The sequence below is a fragment of the Hoylesella buccalis ATCC 35310 genome (assembly GCF_025151385.1).
Lineage (GTDB): Bacteria > Bacteroidota > Bacteroidia > Bacteroidales > Bacteroidaceae > Prevotella > Prevotella buccalis.
In genome coordinates, this window is the sequence record NZ_CP102287.1 from 2,100,596 (window position 1) to 2,119,051 (window position 18,456).

Consider the following 18,456-nt stretch of genomic DNA (forward strand, 5'->3'; position numbering starts at 1 on the left):
CATGAAAAGTATCAGAAAATCAATGTGGGGCATGTATTGGAAACTCCACGACAAACGGAAACGCTTGGCGGCAAGTCTCAAAGGGTATCTGGACGGCTTGCCGCCGGAAACACGCCGCCGCATCGTGCTGGGGATGTTCGCCGCCTTCGCGGTGCTTGCCCTTTACACCTTCGGCAGAGCCGTCTATGACATCGGCAGGAACGACGGCTCACATATGGAAACGGGACACGCCGGACGGGTGGAACTGCCGACCCCGGCGGAAACAGGCAATCACTTAACACCTTATTTATATGGAACAGACAAAGAATGAACCGACGAAAGAGAACAAAGCTGCTCCCGAAACGGGGAAACCGAAAAAGGAGCGCGAACCGCTGACAGAGGCGCAACGGCTGAAACGGCAGAAGATGATCGTGCTGCCCGCTATGGTGTTGGTGTTCATCGGGGCGATGTGGCTGATATTCGCCCCGTCCTCCGGCAAGGAGCAACCGCCGGGAACGGACGGATACAACACCGAGATGCCCGACGCTGACAAGGCGAACCGGCAGATTATCGGCGACAAGCTGAAAGCCTACGAGCATGGGGAGATGGAAGAGCGTCAGGAGAGCCGCAACCGTGCCATCGGGCAGCTGGGCGACATGTTCGACCGCGAGATAGCGGGAACGGAGAACGGAGTGGACTTCGACCTCGCCAATCCGGGCGGCAAGGAAGAAAGGGCAAAGCCAGCCACGCCGCAGACCATCCAGTCCTCCGCAGCCGCCTACCGTGACCTGAACGCCACGCTCGGAAACTTCTACGACCAGCCGAAAAACGACAATGCGGAGATGGACGAATTGTTGGAGCGCATCGCATCGCTGGAGTCGGAACTGGAAAGCGAGAGGGGCAAGGCTTCCTCTATGGACGAGCAGGTGGCTCTTATGGAGAAGTCCTACGAGCTGGCGGCAAAGTACATGGGCGGTCAGAACGGAGGACAGCCATCGGCGGAACAGAGGGCAGAGCCAACTACCGTGCAGAAAGGGAAGAAGAACAAGGCAATGCCTATCAGACAGGTGGAGCATCAAGTAGTTTCTTCACTCTCACAGCCTATGAGTAACGCGGAGTTTGTCGCCGCCTTATCGCAGGAACGCAACCGGGGTTTCAACACGGCTGTCGGCACGGCGGAGGTATTGGACAGGAACACCATACCGGCGTGCGTGCATGGGGCGCAGAGCGTGACGGACGGGCAGACGGTAAGGCTGCGCCTGCTGGAGCCTATGGCGGTGGCAGGCAGGACAATACCCCGGGGTGCGGTGGTGGTCGGCACGGGCAAGATACAGGGTGAGCGGCTCGACATCGAGATTACCTCGCTGGAATACGACGGCACGATTATCCCCGTGGAGCTTGCGGTCTATGACACGGACGGACAGCCCGGCATCTTCATCCCGAACTCGATGGAGATGAACGCCGTCCGGGAGGTCGCCGCCAACATGGGCGGCTCGCTGGGAAGCAGCATCAACATCTCCACCAATGCCGGGGCGCAGCTCGCCTCCGACTTGGGCAAGGGGCTGATACAAGGCACGAGCCAGTACATCGCCAAAAAGATGCGAACCGTCAAGGTGCATCTGAAAGCCGGGTACAGGGTCATGCTTTACCAAGAAAAATATTGAAAACAATAAAAATTACCACTAAAATCCAAAAGTAATGAGAAAAGTAATCATCATGTTTGCCCTCGCTATGGGCATCATAACTGCCAACGCGCAGGAGAATGTAACCGTTGAAACGACCAACGGAAGTGAACAACCGACCTTGACGAAGGAGGTCTATCCGCAGAAGGAGGCGGACGGCGACCTATATCACGGGCTGTCACGCAAGCTGACCTTCGACCGCATGATACCGCCGCACGGTCTGGAAGTGACCTACGACAAGACCGTCCACGTCATTTTTCCGGCGGAGGTGCGCTATGTCGATTTAGGCTCGCCCGACCTGATTGCCGGGAAAGCCGACGGAGCGGAGAACATCATCCGTGTGAAGGCTACCGTAAGGAATTTTCCCAACGAAACGAATATGTCCGTCATCACGGAGGACGGCAGTTTCTACACCTTCAACGTGAAGTACGCCGCCGAACCGCTGTTGCTCAACGTGGAGATGTGCGACTTCATCCATGACGGCAGCACGGTGAACCGCCCGAACAACGCGCAGGAAATCTATCTGAAAGAGCTGGGCAGCGAAAGCCCGATGCTGGTGCGCCTTATCATGAAGTCCATCCACAAACAGAACAAGCGCGAGGTGAAGCATATCGGCTGCAAGCGTTTCGGCATCCAATACCTGTTGAAAGGCATCTACACGCACAACGGCTTGCTTTATTTCCACACGGAGATAAAGAACCAGAGCAACGTGCCTTTCGATGTGGACTACATCACTTGGAAAATCGTGGACAAGAAGGTTGCGAAGCGTACTGCCGTGCAGGAGCAGATTATTCTGCCGCTCCGCGCGCAGAACTACGCCACCCTCGTGCCGGGCAAAAAGAGCGAGCGCACGGTCTTCACGATGGCGAAGTTCACCATCCCCGATGACAAGTGCCTCGTGGTGGAATTGAACGAGAAGAACGGCGGCCGTCACCAGTCCTTCGTGATTGAGAACGAGGATTTGGTACGCGCGGGTACCATCAACGAACTTCAAGTACGCTGACCATGAGAAAGTACATCGCAATAATCATCGCGTCGCTTGCCCTTTTTACAGGGCAGGCGCACGCCCAGCGGTGTCTGCCGAAGATGCAGGGCATCGAGGTGAGGGCGGACATGGCGGACGGCTTCAATCTCGGCGGCAAGGACGGCGGGTACAGCTTCGGGGCGGCTCTCTCCACCTACACGAAGAAGGGGAACAAGTGGGTGTTCGGTGGCGAATACCTGTTGAAGAACAATCCCTACAAGGACACCAAGATACCCGTGGCGCAGTTCACGGCGGAGGGCGGCTATTACTTCAAGATACTGTCGGACGCCCGAAAGATTGTTTTCGTCTATGCCGGGGCTTCGGCTCTCGCCGGATATGAGGCGGTAAATTGGGGGAAGAAGGTGCTGCATGACGGCTCCACGCTGCACGACCGGGACGCCTTCATCTACGGCGGTGCGCTGACGCTCGATGTGGAGTGTTACGTGGCAGACCGTATCGCCCTGCTTGCCAACCTGCGGGAGCGTTGCCTTTGGGGTGGCGACACACGGAAGTTCCACACGCAGTTCGGGGTCGGTATCAAGTTCATCATCAACTGACACGGGCATGGAAAGGACGGAAATAGATGCTGTCAGAAGGATGCCGCTTGCGGATTTTCTCGCACGGCTGGGGCATGAGCCTGTCAGAAGGAGCGGTAACGAGCTGTGGTATCTTGCCCCGTACAGGGGCGAGCGCACATCCTCTTTCCGTGTGAACGTGGCGAAACAGCTCTGGTACGACTTCGGTTTGGGCAAGGGCGGCGACATCTTCACGCTTGCCGGGGAGTTTCTGCAAAGCGATGACTTCATGAAGCAAGCGAAGTTCATAGCGGAAGCCGCCAATATGACGGTTGCCGGATGGGAAAAGCCCGTCTATCTCTCGAAGCCGACCGAATCCGTTTTTGAGGATGTGGAGGTCGCTCCGCTGCTCCGCTCACTGCTGACGGAGTATTTAGAGGAACGGGGCATCCCTTACGCCATCGCATCCCGTCACTGCTGCCGCTTGAACTACGGTGTGCGTGGGAAACGGTATTTTGCCGTTGGCTTTCCGAACATGGCAGGTGGCTATGAAGTCAGAAGCCGATATTTCAAGGGTTGCATACCTCCGAAGTCTGTATCACTGGTAAAGGCGAATGACATCCCGGCTGACGAGTGCCTCGTGTTCGAGGGCTTCATGGACTTTCTCTCTGCCGTGACGCTTGGTGTAACCGGTAACGCTGACTGTCTTGTGCTGAACTCAGTCGCCAACGTGGAGAAGGCGGCGGGATTGCTGGACGGATACGGGCGCATCGGCTGCTTCCTCGACCGTGACGAAGCCGGACGGCGGACGCTTGCCGCACTTACCATGCGATACGGGGAACGTGTCACCGACCGTTCCTCCCTCTATGACGGTTGCAAGGACTTGAACGAGTACCTGCAACTGACAACGAAAAAACAGAAAAACAACCATCTAAAAATCGAAGAACAATGAACATACTGAACAACAGAAACAAGAGAACATCAATATTCAAGGCAGTGGCGTTATGCCTGATAGCCGCCATGTCATTCACCCTCGTGTCATGTGACGATGACATGGACATCCAGCAGTCCTATCCCTTCACGGTGGAGGTCATGCCCGTGCCGAACAAGGTAGTAAAGGGGCAGACAGTGGAAATCCGCTGTGAACTGAAAAAGGAGGGCGACTTTTCGGGTACGCTCTATACCATCCGCTATTTCCAGTTCGAGGGGGAAGGCTCGCTCAAAATGGATAACGGCATCACCTTCCTGCCTAACGACCGCTACCTGCTGGAGAACGAAAAATTCCGCCTGTACTACACGGCGGCGGGTGATGAGGCGCATAATTTCATCGTGGTGGTGGAGGATAACTTTAGCAACTCCTACGAACTGGAATTTGACTTCAACAACAGGAATGTAAAGGACGACGATCTTACCATCGTTCCCATCGGCAACTTCAGCCCCTTGTTGAAATGATGCGTGTATTCATGACAATGCTCTGTTCACTTCTGACGGTCTGTTCTGTGTCCGCGCAGATCAGCCGCCAAGAGGGAACGGACGGGCAGGCGGCAATCTACCGACTGCCGCTTATGGAACGTGCTTTTTTATGCTGCCGCTACTTTGAAGGCTGGCACTCAGAAAAACACTACCCATACGTCGGTTGGGGTCACAAACTTTTGCCAAACGAGAAGTATTCGGCACGAACCATGACAAAACGGGATGCGGATGAACTTTTGCGGAAAGACCTGCGCAAATTTGTCGCCATGTTCCGTAAATTCGGGGTTGATTCGATTTTGCTTGGCACGTTAGCTTACAATGTGGGACCGGCGAAGCTGTTAGGCAGCAAAACAATCCCCAAAAGCACCTTAATCAAGAAGCTGGAAGCTGGTGACAGGAACATCTACCGTGAGTATATAGCCTTCTGCAACTACAAAGGAAAACGCCACGCCATGCTGCTCAAACGGAGAAAGGCGGAGTTTGCGCTGTTGTATATCCCATAAAAGGACTGACAAAACTGGCAAAAGACGTGCCATATTTAACTTGGCACGTCTTTTGCTCTATCACTTGATAGATTATCGTAGGATTTTCTCGTTAATTGACATCGTTGAGCCATTTTTGCCTATCGGTTTCCAAATAACACTTCAAGTTGTAAGTGTTGTGAGAGCAATACAAAACATAGTTATTAACCATAAAAAGTATAGCGAAATTATGAAGAAAGTATTTAGGAAAATTCAGAAAGGAACAACAAAAATGATTGAACGTATCAAATCGTTGGGGGAAATGGAGACGAAGCAGAAATGTGTAGTTCAACGGTTCGAGATTATCATTCCCCTCCACCAAAAAATAACGACCCAATATATAGCCTCCGCAAGTTTTACTTGCGGATTTTTTAGTTATCGCAGATTGGACAAAGGTTTCTTTGCTACTTTCTTTGTCCGCCATCATGCTCACTGAAAGAAAGTAGGGCGGCTCTCGCCGCCCCGCCACTCAAAAGCGTGTGTAAAGTCCCGTCACCATCGTGAACATTTCCTCCAGCATATCAAAATAGATACCCTCGTGTACGGCAATGTCCTTTGTCTTGCACTCAAAGGTCTTTTTGCTGAACGTCCTGCGGTAGAAGCGCATATTGTAGAGGTCTGCCCCTTCGTCATAGATGATGTCAAGGCGGTTGGCACTTGTTTTGTTCCTTGCAAGGCTCATCCGTAAGCCGTTGCCCATATCTATGAAATCACGGCTACCTGTCATGGCGGTGAAGCGTTTTCCGCCTATCTGCTGTAATATCGTCTTGGCTATCATATCTTTTGTTTTTAGGGTTTTAAGTATTGGCGGTGCGGACACCGCCATCCCGTTCAAAATTCTCGCATTTCGGAAATGGGGGTCTGCCGTTGTAGCCACTCTTTCACACATTCCATATTGTACTCGCTCGTGATGACTGCCGTATGGCTGTCGGTGGCGGTGAAACGTGTGCTTTCGTAATCATCTATCCACCCCTTGAGGGTGTCCGTTCCCCACGCTCCGGTATCGTCAAAGATACCGTCCAATGCCGTGATAGGTTCGCTGAACTTGACTATCAGCGTTTGATAGGTCGTGTTCATAGTCTGTCCTCCTTTCCCTTCTTTGCGTTCAGCCACTTGTCCCGTGCGGCTCGGCACTCGTCCAACGTGGGTTTGACACAAGAGAACAATTCTCTGTCTATGGGGTGGCGGTAGTCGTACTGCACAAGTGTCCGCCTGCGTCTTCCGATACCCGATTGGAAACGCTCGTATTTCTCCGTACCTGCTTCCGCGCAGGTGCTTACTCCGTTGATGGTCATTCGTGTTGTCATAATGTTGCTTTTTAGATGGTTAAAAATGTACTGACAGAACTCTGTTCTTCATCACCATTTCGGGGTTGCTTGTGTAGCGTTGGTGCAGGTAGAAATGGTGTGAGCCGAAGCCGTAAAGGAAAAACTTGTCAAGTTCGTGCTTCTCGGCAAACTCCTTTACGCTCTTTCTCAATTCCCCCTCACTCGTTGTGAGAGTGAGGAGGTTCACAAATTCAAGGAACATCGTGGGGATTGCATCATCCCACACACAAATCATACTTTCAATTCTTACTTCCATATCAATGTTGTTTTAGGGGTTATGCTATGCCGCTTTCATCCGCTCACGGATAAGGTTGGCGTTCTTGTTCACAAGGTCTATGATGCGCTCGTGATATTCGGTGTCCTGGTTGTGCTTGCCGTGGCACTGCACCACTTCGAGGGTTCGCAAGTCCACCTCTACGGTTTCAATAATCTCATCGCCAATCCTTGCCGATAGTATGAGGGTGTCGGCTTTCTTGTAGTATCCACTGCCAAACACGCAGATGCCCTGCGTCTTGCCCTCGTTGTAATACTCGTCTATGCTTTCAAGCACCTTGACGATTATTTCCTCGTCCGTGATTACCAAGCCGAAGAATTTGGATTTGTTGGCGATGAAATCCTCCGCATCTTTCTTTCGTTGGAGTTGTCGCTGTTGCTCACGCTCACGCCTTTCAATCTCCCAACGGCGTTGCTCTGCGGCTCTTTCCTTCTCGTGTATGGCTTCAATTTTTCGGGTTGCGTTGTCGTGTGCCGCCATGAAATCTTCGGGACAGATGTTCTTCGGGTTACGGAGGTCTTGACCGAGTTTTTTGAGCATACGCAGATAGTCGCACCACATTGAGAGGTTGTCTATCTGATACTTGTGACGCTTGGCAATCAGATATGATGCCCAACATTCATCGGCAGTACGGGTATTGAAAAGAAAGTGTTTCATGACCTCAATCTCACCGCCTTTCATAAGGGTTTCAATTCTTGGGTCTGAAAGCAAGGCTTTGAAAAGACGCACGGGGGAGATGCCGTGGAAATCGCCCTTGAAGCCGTTACGTCTGAGTTGGGGCAATATCCTCATCTTTGGATATGCACAGCTTCTTGCCACCACATCATCGTATAGGCTGTTGTGCGGTCTTACCTCCATATCGCTGCCTAATGCCCACACATCGCAATAGCAGAAAAGGAAGCCACGGAGCAACGCCATGTCCGTAACCTTGCCGTCGGGTGAAATCCAACGCTGCACGACCTCGTGGCAGTAGAAACGCATCGGTTCGCCTTTCCTGCTCTCGCATCTGACCTGCGCCACGCGGATTACCTGATACCCTTTGCAGGTGGTTATCACGCTGAAATTCTGCGTTTCCTTGTAGATGCGTCTGCGTGTGTCCTGCACTTTGAGTTCGGCATGGCATTTGGGGCAGGTGCAGCCTTCAAGGGTGTCGCATAGTCCGCTGTCGCTGTGCCACTCGTGACCGCAGTCGGAACAGGTGATGTTCCCTTTCTTGGTGCGGTAGCCGATATGCTCAACGCAGTGGCGGTATGCCCAATCTATTTGTGTCGCTGATATGGGGCGAAGGTTGGCGGAAAGTCTTGCCACCTCTTTCTGTATCTTGGTCTTCGGTTTCATAAGCCTAAATCAAATAATGAGGGTTGGGGTTGGTTTTCTTTTCTCGCTGACGGTCTGTGGCGGTTCTGCAACTTGCGGAGTTCCTCCTCTTGGTATTTGCGGACAGCGTTCTGACGTGCCTCCGCCTTTTCCTCTGCCGTGAGTTTCACAACGTGGTTCACAACCACTTGGCAGTCCATCGGTTTGCCCACCTCTATCTCGTTTTCCTCATAGTAGTGGATGGCTTGCCCGAATATCTCTCCGTCCGTGAAACCGTTGCAACCGCTTTTCTGCACATAGTTCAGAATGTGGGTCACGCACTCGTCCATGTTCTTGGCAGGGTTGCGGTACTTCTTTGCAAATAGCGCATCTTCCTCCGCACGCTGTTCCAAGTACATATATATCGTTCTCTTGAAATGGTCTGTTCCTTTCATATCGCTGTCATTTTTAGATTATCTGTTTCAGTATCTCTCTCCAATAGGTCGGCTCTACCTCGCTGAGAAGGAAGTCCATGAAATCCCTCCGTGCGTCCTTGTTCAGTTCGTGGTACAATCTTCGGAAAGTTTCAAAATTGCCGTTGATGTACGTTTCCACCATATACACGAAGATGTTGTCCACCTCGTAATATCTGCACTGCTGCGCTGCCGTCTTGCTGTTTCTTTTTGCCATGTCGGTAAGGGTTAAAGGGTGAATAACCAAAGGATGAAGCCAAAGAAGGCAATGGTGGAAAGGATAGCCACGATTACACCTATCGCCACTCGGAACACTCCGTTTACAATCTCTCTGATGATGCCCCAAAGGATGCCGAACACCCCGAAGGCGGTGCGCATCATCAAGCCGCATATCGCCAACCCGATGTGTTGCGCCATTTGTCTGAAATTTGCCGTTGCCGTCATATCTTCGCTGTTTTTGATTTTTTTGTTTTTAATGCGGATTCAAGAGCTGAGGGAGTTGAGTTTCAAACTATCTTATCTGCCTCTCGTTTATCCGACATTTTTTTTATGCGTCTTTCTGTCGCATCGGTCGTTTTCGTTTCGGGTGCTTGAAAAGGTAGGGATTAGGGAATGCAAGGTTTTTCGGTCAAAATACTACCCGCAGGGCTGGAGATTTTTACCGAAAACAGGAGGCTTGACCTTGCTTTCCCGTCCAATCCCGGAATTACCTTTGCGCCCAGAACGAAAATGACTGACTGATGCGGCTTACTGAAAGGCGCAAAATGGAGGTAAACGAAAACAGAGGCAGATTGTGTAGAAAAAAACTTCAGGGGAAAATCCGTAAAAAAAAGAATCACCAAAAGGAAAAAGACATCACCGGAAGCGTGAAAAGGGCAAACCACAACAAAGGAAGTATGATTGTTTCCGATCCGACGGAACTTGTTCAGCCGGGTGGCAACAATCATTCTTCCCGGTTTGTCCGGCTGTGTGTGGGCGCCTGTTTCATTCATGGGGCAGGCTGACACACTCTGCATTCACTTTCCGCTTCCGGCAAAAGAGACAGCGAAAAAAGAAAAATCATTTGAAAACCCGTAAAAGCACCTCTTGGCATAGGCGCAAAAGAAAGGGGCATTGCTTCATCTGTCTAAACATCGTTTAGGCGTGAGGCAATGCCCTTTTCTCCAGCTATGCGGTAGTCGGCACACGTTTGTTCCAAACTCGTTTTGGGCAATGGTGTGCCGACGGACAATACCGCTTTTACGGAAAATTCTTATGAATGAGGGGATAAAAAACGGGAGTTTATATCAAAATCTCGAATTAAATAGCTACTTTTGCATACGAAGAGTTCTTTGAAGGTTACGCAACGCGCAGAAGGATAATGCAGTAGATAACTAACTAAATCGTAACCTATTACTATCAAGAGCAATTAACCTACGCTCATTTCCAATAAATTACACTCTTTTCGTAACTTCTCGATGCAAATTTACACATAATTATTGAATAACGAAAGGGAGAGCCTTGAAAAGACTCTCCCTTTTGTGTTTACGACTAATAGACTGCTTTACTCGGCAATACAGATGGTCACACGGTTCTTATTGTTCTGTGCGAATGGCTGCACGCGAGCACCCTTCGAATCAGAGATGATTCGGTCGGCTGCAATGTTATATTTCTCTTTCAGGGTCTTTACGACAATCTGAGCACGAAGACGACCTAAACGATCGTTGATGCGATTGTTACCCGTACCGGCATCAGCATAACCCGTAACAGATACCTTTGTATTGGGGTTGGCATTGAGGTAGTCAACCATTTCCTTGATCTTGTTTGCTTCTGTAGCACGAATCTTGGCAGAATTGATCAAGAAGAACACATCACGACGGAAAGGCTCTACCTTTTCTTCAACAACCTCTTCCTTTACCTCAGGAGCTGGAGCTGGGGCAGGCGCTGGAGCAACATGCTCTTCAACAACTGGCTCTGGTTCAGGCATAGGCTCTGTCTTCTTATAAGTCTTGCCCAAGTTGATGCGGAATCCAGCCAAAGCATTGAAGTACCAGTCAGGATTGTCAGCTTTCTTAGAATTGTACTTATCGCTGAGGATATTGGCATTACCTTCTACCAAGAAGCTAACTGCATCACCCAAGCGGAAAGCCAGCTCAACACCACCACGTCCGAAGGGACGAACCTTAGTGCCATCCCACAGGTTTTGCAACTGATAATCATCAAGTTTCTTCAAGGTAGCTGCAATGGTATTCACCTCATCGTTTTTCCATGCAATGTTAGCACCGCCACCTAAGAAAGCTGTTACGTTGAAGACGCGATTAGGATTCCAACCACAGAACAAATTGGACAGATTGAACATCAAATCCAATCCTGGAGCAACGTAGTTGAATTTGTAATCAGCGGTATAAGGATTACCGGTACGTGCCAACTCATAACCGTTCCATCCACCTTTGCTTTGCCAGCCATTGGCCTGCAAACGAATAGCAAAAGCTGGAGAGAACTGATAGCCAATACCAAACTGTACATTGGGCGAAATCAATTTGTCGAATTTAGCTTCGCCAAGTGTGTACTGTGCACCTCCCTGAAGATTCAGGAATGCATGTTTCTTAAACTGATACTCGTTGTTTTCAGCATCTGTGTAAGTTGCTTGCGCAAATGCGGTGGCTACGCTCATAGACAACAGAGCAACAGCCATGAAAGTTTTCTTAAACTTCTTCATAATTACTGTATTTAGATAAAATTAATAATTCATCACAGGCCTAATTAAGGCTCCGTATTCCCTAGCCATTTTGTCGGAGTAGAAACTGCTTTTAGCCAAAGACAGGGCATAAGCTTTGGCCTTGGTGTCATCTTTGTAGGTGTAGAGACGGTCTGTCCAGTACTTTGCGAACGATCCGTCGCCAGCAACAGAAGTTCCATTGTTAAATCCAGCAGCAGGCAGGAAGATTTGGTTCTTGGCATTTTTCTCACTCGTAACTAGATAACCGGGAACTCCATTCTGGAAAGTCCACTCCAACTTGCAATTGTTCCTCAACTCATCCACCTCATCATCGGTAGGCAATCGCCATGTTCCGCCCCACAAAACACGGGCAGCATCAAACTTGCTCCCCGCAATGTGGTTCACGGAAACGGAGTCGGTAAACATTCCGGTCGAAGTATCGTATCCGGAGGTATAACTTTGCTTGGTATACTCGGCCTTATCTTTGATTTCGGCCCAAGCGAAATACTGACCGGCATCTGATGCCTTGCTGGCACCTATATTACGGTCGGCCCACATGACAGACAGACCCAAATCAACAGCCTTTCCAGCCGTAGATGATGGTGGCTCAGGTTTAGGGTCAGGGTCAGTACCGGGATCAGGTGTCGGATCGGTACCAGGATCAGGCGTCGGATCAGGTGTGTAGTTTTCGCCCGGTTCGTCATAAATGGCACGGACAGGTATGAGGATAGTCTTCAAACTCACCTCTATTTCTACAAAATTCTTTCCTAACAGCTGAGCATACTTGGCTGCGTTTGGGTTGTTGTCAGCTAACTCTGACGACCAATAATAGGCATCTTTACTGATGCCGTGAGATGAATTATCAGACCGTCTCCAGCCTGCACGTGGGAAGAATAATTGTTTGCCATTATTGGAAACAATCCAACCCGCAATGCCCTTATCGTTGTAATTTGAAGTGAACGACCAAGTGCATTTCTCTAATTCCTTCAACTCCTTAGTTGTAGGCAGTCGCCACTTGCCACCCCACTGCGCACGGGCAATGTCATACTTGGTTCCACCAATATCTTTTGTGGTCAATCCTTTGGCATAGTCGGTAACATCATTCGAGAACAACTCGCCCGTTGGATCGCCCCAGCCAAAGTAACCTCCATAATCGGCCTCGGTCTTGGCGCCCATGTTCCACTTTGCCCATTTCACCGACAAACCCAAGTCTACAATCTCGGGCTCTGGGAATTTGGGCTGTGTGGTAAATTGTAACTTTTCTCCATAAACGTAATCACTCCCAACTAAAGCATAAGCTTGATAATAATAGGTAGTACGCTGAGATAAACCTGTGAGGACGAACGTTTTGGTATTTCCTTGAGGTAAGGTTGTATCTGAAACTTTAGGCCCTTTAATGGGATCTAAATCAACAGGATTCTTAGCATAGCAAACACCATACTCTTTTACCTGGTCAATACCCCCTGAAAGAGAAACGTTAACATTAGCAGTTTGATAGGTTACCTCTGTAGCTGGAGCGGTTACAGCATATACAGCTTGTACATATTTGCCATAGACGGGTCGGATGCTACAGCCAATGAAACGTTTCAAGGCAGTTTGCAGCTTGTCGGCATCTGTAAATTTCAAGGCAACAGCACTGGTCTTATCGGTGTCCAAGATACCCGACCAATAGTAACCAGCAACGCCTTCCTCGGCCATAATGGCTCCAGTACGTGAACCCGTGACAGGGATGAAAATGGAATTGGTGTTTCCTGGCTTTTGACTGGCAACTTGATAGCCAGATACGCCATTCTTAGTGGTCCACGTCCAGGTACAATGGTCTACCAACTCTTGTATTTCGTCTGTTGATGGCAATCGCCATAGGTCGCCCCACTTCTGCTTGGCAATGTCATACTTACTCATAATGATATTGCCCAGCGGATGCTCAACGGGGAAGTATTTCAGATTGACCGACCTGTTGGTACCTGTCACGTCACCCCATCCTACCAAAAGACCAGATTCGGTGTCGGTGGTGGCACCCAGATTGAAGTCGGCCCATTGCACTGAAAGGCCTAAGTCAACAGGCTTCGCTGTTGCGGGAAGGACAAGTGGGTCAGCCTCCTTGAATGTGATGCTGTCCACCTCCCAGGTAAACCAGTCAAAGGTCTTGTCAAGTGTGTGTACATAAACCTTCTGCTGGGCCTGCACCTGAAAGAATGTGGCGAAAAGCAATAATATAGTTAGTATTCTTTGTTTCATCGTTTGGTTACTTTGAATGAAAGTTTGTTACAACGGATAACGTAAATGCCTTTAGGATAAGCTGCCAAGCTCAGTTTAACACAATTGGATTGCTGATCCACGTGAAGTGGCATACTCTTGCCGTCCAAAGCATACACGCGAATGGTCGCATGGTCTTTGAGTCCATCTATTTGTACCGTCTGCCCATCAAGATAGGTAAAAGATACTGTTTTTGCTTGATTATCGATTGGTAAGGAAACGTCGGTCGTATATTCTTCAAAATAAATTTCTTGCACATCATTGTACTCGGCACTAAAGTCAGACGAAACAATCTTAATTCCATCTGGATAGAAAGTTACGACTGGACGTTCCGACAGATGAAACTTATACAAATCGCCCGACTTCATCTGAACCATCAGTACATCACCTTCGTTGCTTGCCATGGAAGTTGTATAAAACATACACAACAACAGTGATAAAATGATTATAATTCTTGATCGTCTCATCAATATTTCATTTATCAGTTACTCCGTTCATATTACATTTCCCTTAATGGTTATGACAACCGGTTTAGGTTGGTCATTTACATAGACGGCAACCTTTTTCAAAATCGGTCCGGGAAAGAACGGAGTTAAATCTACTCTAATTTTTATTTTGTCACCCATGTGACGTTTATATGCACCTTTAGGATATTGCACCGTGGTGCAGTCGCAATCAGTCTTTACATCGGTAATCACCAACTCACCGCTACCTTGATTAGTGAAATCAGCGAAGATGGTCTGCACACGATGTTTAGCATCAAGATTGCCCAAATTATATTGCAGCGTAGCCAGTTTCAGCTTTGGTGCTTCTTTCGCACACGACAGTGTTGCGCAGCTAACCATGAGCAACACCCACAGCAACAGGTTACTGGTTTTCCTTATATTTATCATAAACGCTTTCGACACCCTCAGCATATTCGTCAAGTAATGTAAGATACCATTTGCCATCCTTCAAAACCGGGTTCAAACAAAATGTAGTAATACCTTTTTCAGCATCGATATTGCCATCCGGGGTAATTTGTACAGCTACTTGCACCTCATTGTTCTTGTCACTACGCAAAATCATGCCTTTGACAGCGCAATCATATATCGGCATGTGCGAATAGACATCAATATATTTTTGCTTGGTTTCTTCTGACAAAGGCAGAACGCTGTCGTTACGTAGGGTATACAGCATGCTAGATGTTACGCGGAAATTCTTGTTTTTGAAATTTTCCACATAGTTGTCTACAAGGCTTTTGATCTCAGACGAGTCTTTGCTAGAATAATCAATCGAGGCCGGTTTGAGATACTCGGATCGCAATGGATCTTTCTTCTTACCAGACTTACATCCTGCAAATGTCAATGCCATGCAAAGCATGCATATTGTTAATATTTTGATTTTCATAAAGTCAAATTAAGAAAAAAAGGGAAGGAGTAAATTACCCCTCCCCTTCAAGTATGTTAATCTAATCTAGGATTAGAACTTTTTAGCGTTACTAGCAGTCTTCTTCACAGTAACAGTTACGTTCTCTGTGATATAACCCCAGATGTACTTCACGGTTACAGGAATCTTAATCTGGAATTCCTGAACAGTAGTACTCAAGTTCTTATAGGTCAATGTACCACCGTCTGCTGAAGTATAAACGAAGTCAATATTCTTAGTAACATCACCCAGAGCAACGAACGTCTTAGGATTGCTTTGACCCAAGTTGGTCATTACATTAGGATTGAGACTAATAGACTCACCGTCCTTAATACCCTCGATTGTTACGCCTTGAACTCCATAGTACTTCTCATATTCACCACCGATACCAGCAGCTTGGTTTTTGTTCCAAGCATCACGCCAGTCGGTGAACTTCAAGAGGTCTGTTGCCTTGATCTTCTGCATGGCTACATAACTTGCATCTTCAATAGTCTTATTCGCATTCACAGCATTAATTGGACGGAGGAAGCGAACGTCAAACGTATTGTTCGTCAGAGGTAATTCCTTAGCACATTCATTCTGAGCAATAATACCGATGATAGCCTTCACTACGTCGTTTGCCAATGAGTTGTGATCCTTGTAGTTCAGCAAAGCATGAGCATACTCACCATGCTGGTAAGCAATCTTGGTCTCACTTGGATCCTCAGGACTAGTAAGTTTAGCAACAGCTTGCTTAGCCTGATTACCCTTAATCTGAGCATTCAAGGTCTTACCCTTATCAGCAACTGACATAACATAAGTCTTGCCGTCGATACCCTTGTATTCCTTGCCATCGTTAGAAGCGTCGAATACAACATTGAGTTTCAACTTACCAGCTGCATATTCCTTATTCTGAGTAAGGTCTTTAGTAACCTTGATCAAAGCAGAAGCCGCAATCTTATTGCCCTTGAATACATCACCGAAGGTGTTCTCCATCTTGTCGGCAGTACCGCCAGGATTATCCTCAGGTGTCAGTGTGTTAGTATGAATCTCGTCTGTACCAGCCTTAGATGTATTGGCTTTATACCAGTAGTTAGAAATGATATTATTAGCCCACAATACCTGGCCGGCAGGAGTAGAGTCAGTACCAATGCGCTTGCCAGTCTTGAAAGTAACGAATACATCAGGATACTTAACTCTATCCTTAGACTCGTACTTCACAGCAATTTCTACATTTTCGTTCTTATCGGTAACGAAGAGTTTCTTAGCCTCAGCAGGAGTTAACTTCCAACCTAAGATACTGGTCAGAGTTCCGTCCTCAGCAGAAGTTTCGTTTCTTGTATAAGCCAGTCCGATAGGTTCTTTCATCTTCTCAAATGTCTTGCCATTGGCACTCATCTTATACTGCTGCAAAACGCCATCACTATTCTCTACTGGAGAAGTACCATAGTTAGCCTCGAATTCTTCACGAGTGATGCCCAGCATGTGATACAGGTCATATTCTGTCTGGATCCACTTGGTTTCGTACTTCCATTCTGTAGCTGGATCTACGCACTCTCCATTGTAAGAGTAGTTGTAGTCAGGACCTTGATAATCAATATGCTCGTCAGGAACAATGACAGCAGGATCCTTCTTCTCAGTAATCTTGATACGGATGTAACCATAGTCAAGCACGTTGCCCTTCTTGTCAACCAAAGATACACGTACTAAAGGTGTACGGCCAATGGTAGGACGAGCCTGTGTAGCACCGTAAGCCTGTTGTTTTCCTACATGAGCCTTGTCATACTCAGGCATCTGTGGACGGAATGTGTAACCGTCTTTAGGATTGATGGCTGCGTGAGCAGACTCAGAAGTCTCGTTAGATCCTAAGTAAAGTGCGGTAATCTCGAACTTATACTTCATTCCATTAGCTTCCAGCTCCTTGGCTGTCATCAGTCGATTCACACCCTTAGCATTGGTGTAATGAACCTCAACAAGCTTGCGGAGATCCAAAGTCTCGTTGAAGTTAACAGAATCCTGAGGACCGAACTTTCCGCTTCTAGCAGCTTCAAACACATGCTGCATCAACAGCTGGTGGTGTTTGTGGTCTTTGTCAGGACCGCCTAATACAGACTTGTGTTCGCTCTCAACGTTTAAGAAAGGAACGTCGTCGCCAGCGCGGTGTGCCAACTTCAAGTTCGTAATTGACTCTGCATACAAGGTGGCATAATCAGAAGTAATGGTTCTTTCTGCCACTTCATTATTCTTGTTCAAGGTTACGCCAGGAAGTGTTACCTGTGTTGCGAAAACAGTAACCATCTGGTTTTCTTTGACAGACTTAATCTCCTCAGGTTTTGTTACATCCAGATTAACCTGTAGCATGCCATTCTCTACCTTCCAGTCAGCAACGGACAAACCAGCATCGGCAGCACGAGTATTCTCATACTCCTTATCACCAGAGAGCACATTAACCTTAGCAGTAGCTTTGTCCAATACAGCAGTAGATGGATTCATGTGGTAGTTTGCTACAAAAGCAAGTACGCTTGAACCTGGCTTCTTGTCGTAACGCTCAGCCTTGTCGTAACCCTTAGTCTCTTTCACATTCCATACAGCAGCAGGCAATGTGTAAGCGTCGTACTTCAAGGTTTGAATCTTCGTAGCCTCAATACCATAATAGTATGAATCTGGAGCGAATACGATGCTGCGCAGTTCGGTTGGCAACAACACATTCAACACGTTAATGTTCTTGTTTACCTCGTCAACTCTATCAGACAATGCCTTAGCATCTGCCTTGAGCTGTGAGATTTCTTCAGACAATTTCTTATCCAAAGCTTTCTTAGCCTCTTCAATCTTGTCATAGATCTTCTTGATGTCAGCTTCTGACAAGCCTTGCTTCTCAAGAGCCTCTAAACGAGTCTTGTAACCTTCAAGAGCATCCTTCTGCTCATCGATGTCAGCTTTAAGGCCGTTTTGAGCTGTCTTCACATCGTCAAGACCAGCCTTCAGATCTTTGATTTGCTTCAAAGGCTCCACAAGACTACTTTCTACAGCAGCTACCTTACCAGCCAACTCTTTCAGCTCATCCTTACTTGCCTTGCCTTCCAAAGCCTTGTTAACTTTTGACAAAGCTTCTTCGGCAGTCTTTACACGAGCCTCCAAGCCAGATACATCAGCAGCAAGCTTGGTAACCTTTTCGGTAATCTGTTTTGCTTGAGCTTCACCAGCTGTTTGCAGCTTGGTAATAGCCTCTTGCAGTTGTGCATCCTTGGCTTCCAACTGCTTCTGCAAGTTGGCAATCTCGGTCTGCAACTCTGTCTTTAACAGTCTTGAGCGGAGTCAATGCATCAATCTGCGTCTGCAAATTATTGATGTCATCATCGTAATCCTTACAAGATGTAAACGTACTCATAGAAGCCGTAACTAAGGCTCCCATCAGCAGCGTACTTAAGATTTTCTTTCTCATACGATATAAAAATTAAATAAAACAATAAAAATTAAAATATATACTAGCTAATATTGCATTGGATTCTAGTCAAGAAGCCAACACAAATAATTTTTTCATACCAATAAAC

24 protein-coding genes are annotated in these 18,456 nt (G+C 47.9%); 8 read left to right on the top strand and 16 right to left on the bottom strand.

All coding sequences use genetic code 11. From position 1 onward, the window contains the following. The first annotated feature begins 22 nt into the window (after positions 1–22). From NQ518_RS08700 to NQ518_RS13550, 8 genes are all read left to right on the top strand, one after another. Positions 23–310, top strand: coding sequence for a TraL conjugative transposon family protein (locus tag NQ518_RS08700; protein WP_018697145.1), 288 nt, complete (start codon positions 23–25; stop codon positions 308–310). Further along, positions 291–1,643: a conjugative transposon protein TraM gene (gene traM / locus NQ518_RS08705; RefSeq protein ID WP_004291521.1), complete on the top strand. Its 1,353-nt coding sequence runs from the start codon at positions 291–293 to the stop codon at positions 1,641–1,643. The genes NQ518_RS08700 and traM overlap by 20 nt, the downstream gene beginning before the upstream one ends. Positions 1,644–1,677: 34 nt before the next feature. Further along, complete coding sequence (traN, locus tag NQ518_RS08710) at positions 1,678–2,664, top strand: conjugative transposon protein TraN (RefSeq protein WP_004291522.1); 987 nt, start codon at positions 1,678–1,680, stop codon at positions 2,662–2,664. 2 nt (positions 2,665–2,666) lie between these two features. Beyond that, positions 2,667–3,242 (top strand): conjugal transfer protein TraO, encoded by a 576-nt coding sequence (locus NQ518_RS08715; protein WP_004291523.1) that lies wholly within the window; start codon positions 2,667–2,669, stop codon positions 3,240–3,242. 7 nt (positions 3,243–3,249) lie between these two features. Then, the gene (locus tag NQ518_RS08720; protein ID WP_004291524.1) at positions 3,250–4,152 is read left to right on the top strand and encodes a toprim domain-containing protein; all 903 of its coding nucleotides are present in this window, start codon (positions 3,250–3,252) and stop codon (positions 4,150–4,152) included. Continuing rightward, the gene (locus NQ518_RS08725; protein WP_004291525.1) at positions 4,149–4,652 is read left to right on the top strand and encodes a DUF3872 domain-containing protein; all 504 of its coding nucleotides are present in this window, start codon (positions 4,149–4,151) and stop codon (positions 4,650–4,652) included. Before NQ518_RS08720 ends, NQ518_RS08725 begins: the two co-directional genes overlap by 4 nt. Next, positions 4,649–5,176, top strand: a complete 528-nt coding sequence (locus NQ518_RS08730) for a glycoside hydrolase family protein (RefSeq protein ID WP_004291526.1) — start codon at positions 4,649–4,651, stop codon at positions 5,174–5,176. Before NQ518_RS08725 ends, NQ518_RS08730 begins: the two co-directional genes overlap by 4 nt. A gap of 64 nt (positions 5,177–5,240) precedes the next feature. Next, entirely contained in the window at positions 5,241–5,630 is a 390-nt protein-coding gene (locus tag NQ518_RS13550; protein ID WP_004291527.1) for a hypothetical protein, read from the top strand. A gap of 33 nt (positions 5,631–5,663) precedes the next feature. Here the strand turns inward: NQ518_RS13550 and NQ518_RS08735 are convergent, their stop codons facing one another. From NQ518_RS08735 to NQ518_RS08810, 16 genes are all read right to left on the bottom strand, one after another. Beyond that, complete coding sequence (locus tag NQ518_RS08735; RefSeq protein ID WP_004304290.1) at positions 5,664–5,972, bottom strand: hypothetical protein; 309 nt, start codon at positions 5,970–5,972, stop codon at positions 5,664–5,666. A gap of 53 nt (positions 5,973–6,025) precedes the next feature. Continuing rightward, complete coding sequence (locus NQ518_RS08740; RefSeq protein WP_004291529.1) at positions 6,026–6,271, bottom strand: DUF6956 domain-containing protein; 246 nt, start codon at positions 6,269–6,271, stop codon at positions 6,026–6,028. Continuing rightward, positions 6,268–6,501, bottom strand: a complete 234-nt coding sequence (locus NQ518_RS08745; RefSeq protein WP_004304291.1) for a DUF3873 domain-containing protein — start codon at positions 6,499–6,501, stop codon at positions 6,268–6,270. The genes NQ518_RS08740 and NQ518_RS08745 overlap by 4 nt, the downstream gene beginning before the upstream one ends. Before the next feature lie 19 nt (positions 6,502–6,520). Next, positions 6,521–6,778: a hypothetical protein gene (locus NQ518_RS08750; RefSeq protein ID WP_004291531.1), complete on the bottom strand. Its 258-nt coding sequence runs from the start codon at positions 6,776–6,778 to the stop codon at positions 6,521–6,523. Between the two features lie 24 nt (positions 6,779–6,802). Continuing rightward, positions 6,803–8,134, bottom strand: a complete 1,332-nt coding sequence (locus tag NQ518_RS08755) for a PcfJ domain-containing protein (protein WP_004291532.1) — start codon at positions 8,132–8,134, stop codon at positions 6,803–6,805. Then, a complete protein-coding gene (locus NQ518_RS08760) occupies positions 8,131–8,547 on the bottom strand; it encodes a PcfK-like family protein (RefSeq protein WP_004291533.1) in 417 nt (138 codons plus the stop codon). Before NQ518_RS08760 ends, NQ518_RS08755 begins: the two co-directional genes overlap by 4 nt. Before the next feature lie 13 nt (positions 8,548–8,560). After that, positions 8,561–8,782 carry a hypothetical protein gene (locus NQ518_RS08765; RefSeq protein ID WP_004291534.1) on the bottom strand — a complete coding sequence of 74 codons (222 nt, stop codon included), beginning with the start codon at positions 8,780–8,782 and terminating at the stop codon, positions 8,561–8,563. Positions 8,783–8,793: 11 nt separating this feature from the next. After that, positions 8,794–9,009: a hypothetical protein gene (locus tag NQ518_RS08770; RefSeq protein WP_004291535.1), complete on the bottom strand. Its 216-nt coding sequence runs from the start codon at positions 9,007–9,009 to the stop codon at positions 8,794–8,796. Between the two features lie 161 nt (positions 9,010–9,170). Continuing rightward, positions 9,171–9,557, bottom strand: a complete 387-nt coding sequence (locus NQ518_RS08775; RefSeq protein WP_009126113.1) for a hypothetical protein — start codon at positions 9,555–9,557, stop codon at positions 9,171–9,173. A gap of 551 nt (positions 9,558–10,108) precedes the next feature. Beyond that, a complete protein-coding gene (locus NQ518_RS08780; protein ID WP_227206662.1) occupies positions 10,109–11,263 on the bottom strand; it encodes an OmpA family protein in 1,155 nt (384 codons plus the stop codon). A gap of 21 nt (positions 11,264–11,284) precedes the next feature. Next, complete coding sequence (locus NQ518_RS08785; RefSeq protein WP_227206660.1) at positions 11,285–13,501, bottom strand: fibrobacter succinogenes major paralogous domain-containing protein; 2,217 nt, start codon at positions 13,499–13,501, stop codon at positions 11,285–11,287. Next, positions 13,498–13,923: a hypothetical protein gene (locus tag NQ518_RS08790; protein WP_227206658.1), complete on the bottom strand. Its 426-nt coding sequence runs from the start codon at positions 13,921–13,923 to the stop codon at positions 13,498–13,500. The genes NQ518_RS08785 and NQ518_RS08790 overlap by 4 nt, the downstream gene beginning before the upstream one ends. A gap of 90 nt (positions 13,924–14,013) precedes the next feature. Next, a complete protein-coding gene (locus NQ518_RS08795; protein WP_227206656.1) occupies positions 14,014–14,412 on the bottom strand; it encodes a DUF1573 domain-containing protein in 399 nt (132 codons plus the stop codon). Continuing rightward, complete coding sequence (locus NQ518_RS08800) at positions 14,387–14,872, bottom strand: hypothetical protein (protein ID WP_260107728.1); 486 nt, start codon at positions 14,870–14,872, stop codon at positions 14,387–14,389. The genes NQ518_RS08795 and NQ518_RS08800 overlap by 26 nt, the downstream gene beginning before the upstream one ends. A gap of 108 nt (positions 14,873–14,980) precedes the next feature. After that, a complete protein-coding gene (locus NQ518_RS08805) occupies positions 14,981–18,193 on the bottom strand; it encodes a hypothetical protein (protein WP_227962250.1) in 3,213 nt (1,070 codons plus the stop codon). Further along, on the bottom strand, positions 18,102–18,347 hold the full coding sequence (locus tag NQ518_RS08810) for a hypothetical protein (protein WP_227962249.1): 246 nt from the start codon (positions 18,345–18,347) through the stop codon (positions 18,102–18,104). Before NQ518_RS08810 ends, NQ518_RS08805 begins: the two co-directional genes overlap by 92 nt. Positions 18,348–18,456: the final 109 nt, after the last annotated feature.

Coding starts and splice junctions, on each gene's coding strand:
- NQ518_RS08735 (WP_004304290.1), bottom strand. CDS start 5,972: ATGATAGCCAAGACGATATTACAGCAGATAGGCGGAAAACGCTTCACC.
- NQ518_RS08785 (WP_227206660.1), bottom strand. CDS start 13,501: ATGAAACAAAGAATACTAACTATATTATTGCTTTTCGCCACATTCTTT.
- NQ518_RS08795 (WP_227206656.1), bottom strand. CDS start 14,412: ATGATAAATATAAGGAAAACCAGTAACCTGTTGCTGTGGGTGTTGCTC.
- NQ518_RS08760 (WP_004291533.1), bottom strand. CDS start 8,547: ATGAAAGGAACAGACCATTTCAAGAGAACGATATATATGTACTTGGAA.
- traM (WP_004291521.1), top strand. CDS start 291: ATGGAACAGACAAAGAATGAACCGACGAAAGAGAACAAAGCTGCTCCC.
- NQ518_RS08800 (WP_260107728.1), bottom strand. CDS start 14,872: ATGGCATTGACATTTGCAGGATGTAAGTCTGGTAAGAAGAAAGATCCA.
- NQ518_RS08810 (WP_227962249.1), bottom strand. CDS start 18,347: ATGAGAAAGAAAATCTTAAGTACGCTGCTGATGGGAGCCTTAGTTACG.
- NQ518_RS08750 (WP_004291531.1), bottom strand. CDS start 6,778: ATGGAAGTAAGAATTGAAAGTATGATTTGTGTGTGGGATGATGCAATC.
- NQ518_RS08790 (WP_227206658.1), bottom strand. CDS start 13,923: ATGGCAAGCAACGAAGGTGATGTACTGATGGTTCAGATGAAGTCGGGC.
- NQ518_RS08780 (WP_227206662.1), bottom strand. CDS start 11,263: ATGAAGAAGTTTAAGAAAACTTTCATGGCTGTTGCTCTGTTGTCTATG.
- NQ518_RS08725 (WP_004291525.1), top strand. CDS start 4,149: ATGAACATACTGAACAACAGAAACAAGAGAACATCAATATTCAAGGCA.
- traN (WP_004291522.1), top strand. CDS start 1,678: ATGAGAAAAGTAATCATCATGTTTGCCCTCGCTATGGGCATCATAACT.
- NQ518_RS08700 (WP_018697145.1), top strand. CDS start 23: ATGTGGGGCATGTATTGGAAACTCCACGACAAACGGAAACGCTTGGCG.
- NQ518_RS08740 (WP_004291529.1), bottom strand. CDS start 6,271: ATGAACACGACCTATCAAACGCTGATAGTCAAGTTCAGCGAACCTATC.
- NQ518_RS08745 (WP_004304291.1), bottom strand. CDS start 6,501: ATGACAACACGAATGACCATCAACGGAGTAAGCACCTGCGCGGAAGCA.
- NQ518_RS08755 (WP_004291532.1), bottom strand. CDS start 8,134: ATGAAACCGAAGACCAAGATACAGAAAGAGGTGGCAAGACTTTCCGCC.
- NQ518_RS08765 (WP_004291534.1), bottom strand. CDS start 8,782: ATGGCAAAAAGAAACAGCAAGACGGCAGCGCAGCAGTGCAGATATTAC.
- NQ518_RS08720 (WP_004291524.1), top strand. CDS start 3,250: ATGGAAAGGACGGAAATAGATGCTGTCAGAAGGATGCCGCTTGCGGAT.
- NQ518_RS08730 (WP_004291526.1), top strand. CDS start 4,649: ATGATGCGTGTATTCATGACAATGCTCTGTTCACTTCTGACGGTCTGT.
- NQ518_RS08775 (WP_009126113.1), bottom strand. CDS start 9,557: ATGAATGAAACAGGCGCCCACACACAGCCGGACAAACCGGGAAGAATG.
- NQ518_RS08715 (WP_004291523.1), top strand. CDS start 2,667: ATGAGAAAGTACATCGCAATAATCATCGCGTCGCTTGCCCTTTTTACA.
- NQ518_RS08770 (WP_004291535.1), bottom strand. CDS start 9,009: ATGACGGCAACGGCAAATTTCAGACAAATGGCGCAACACATCGGGTTG.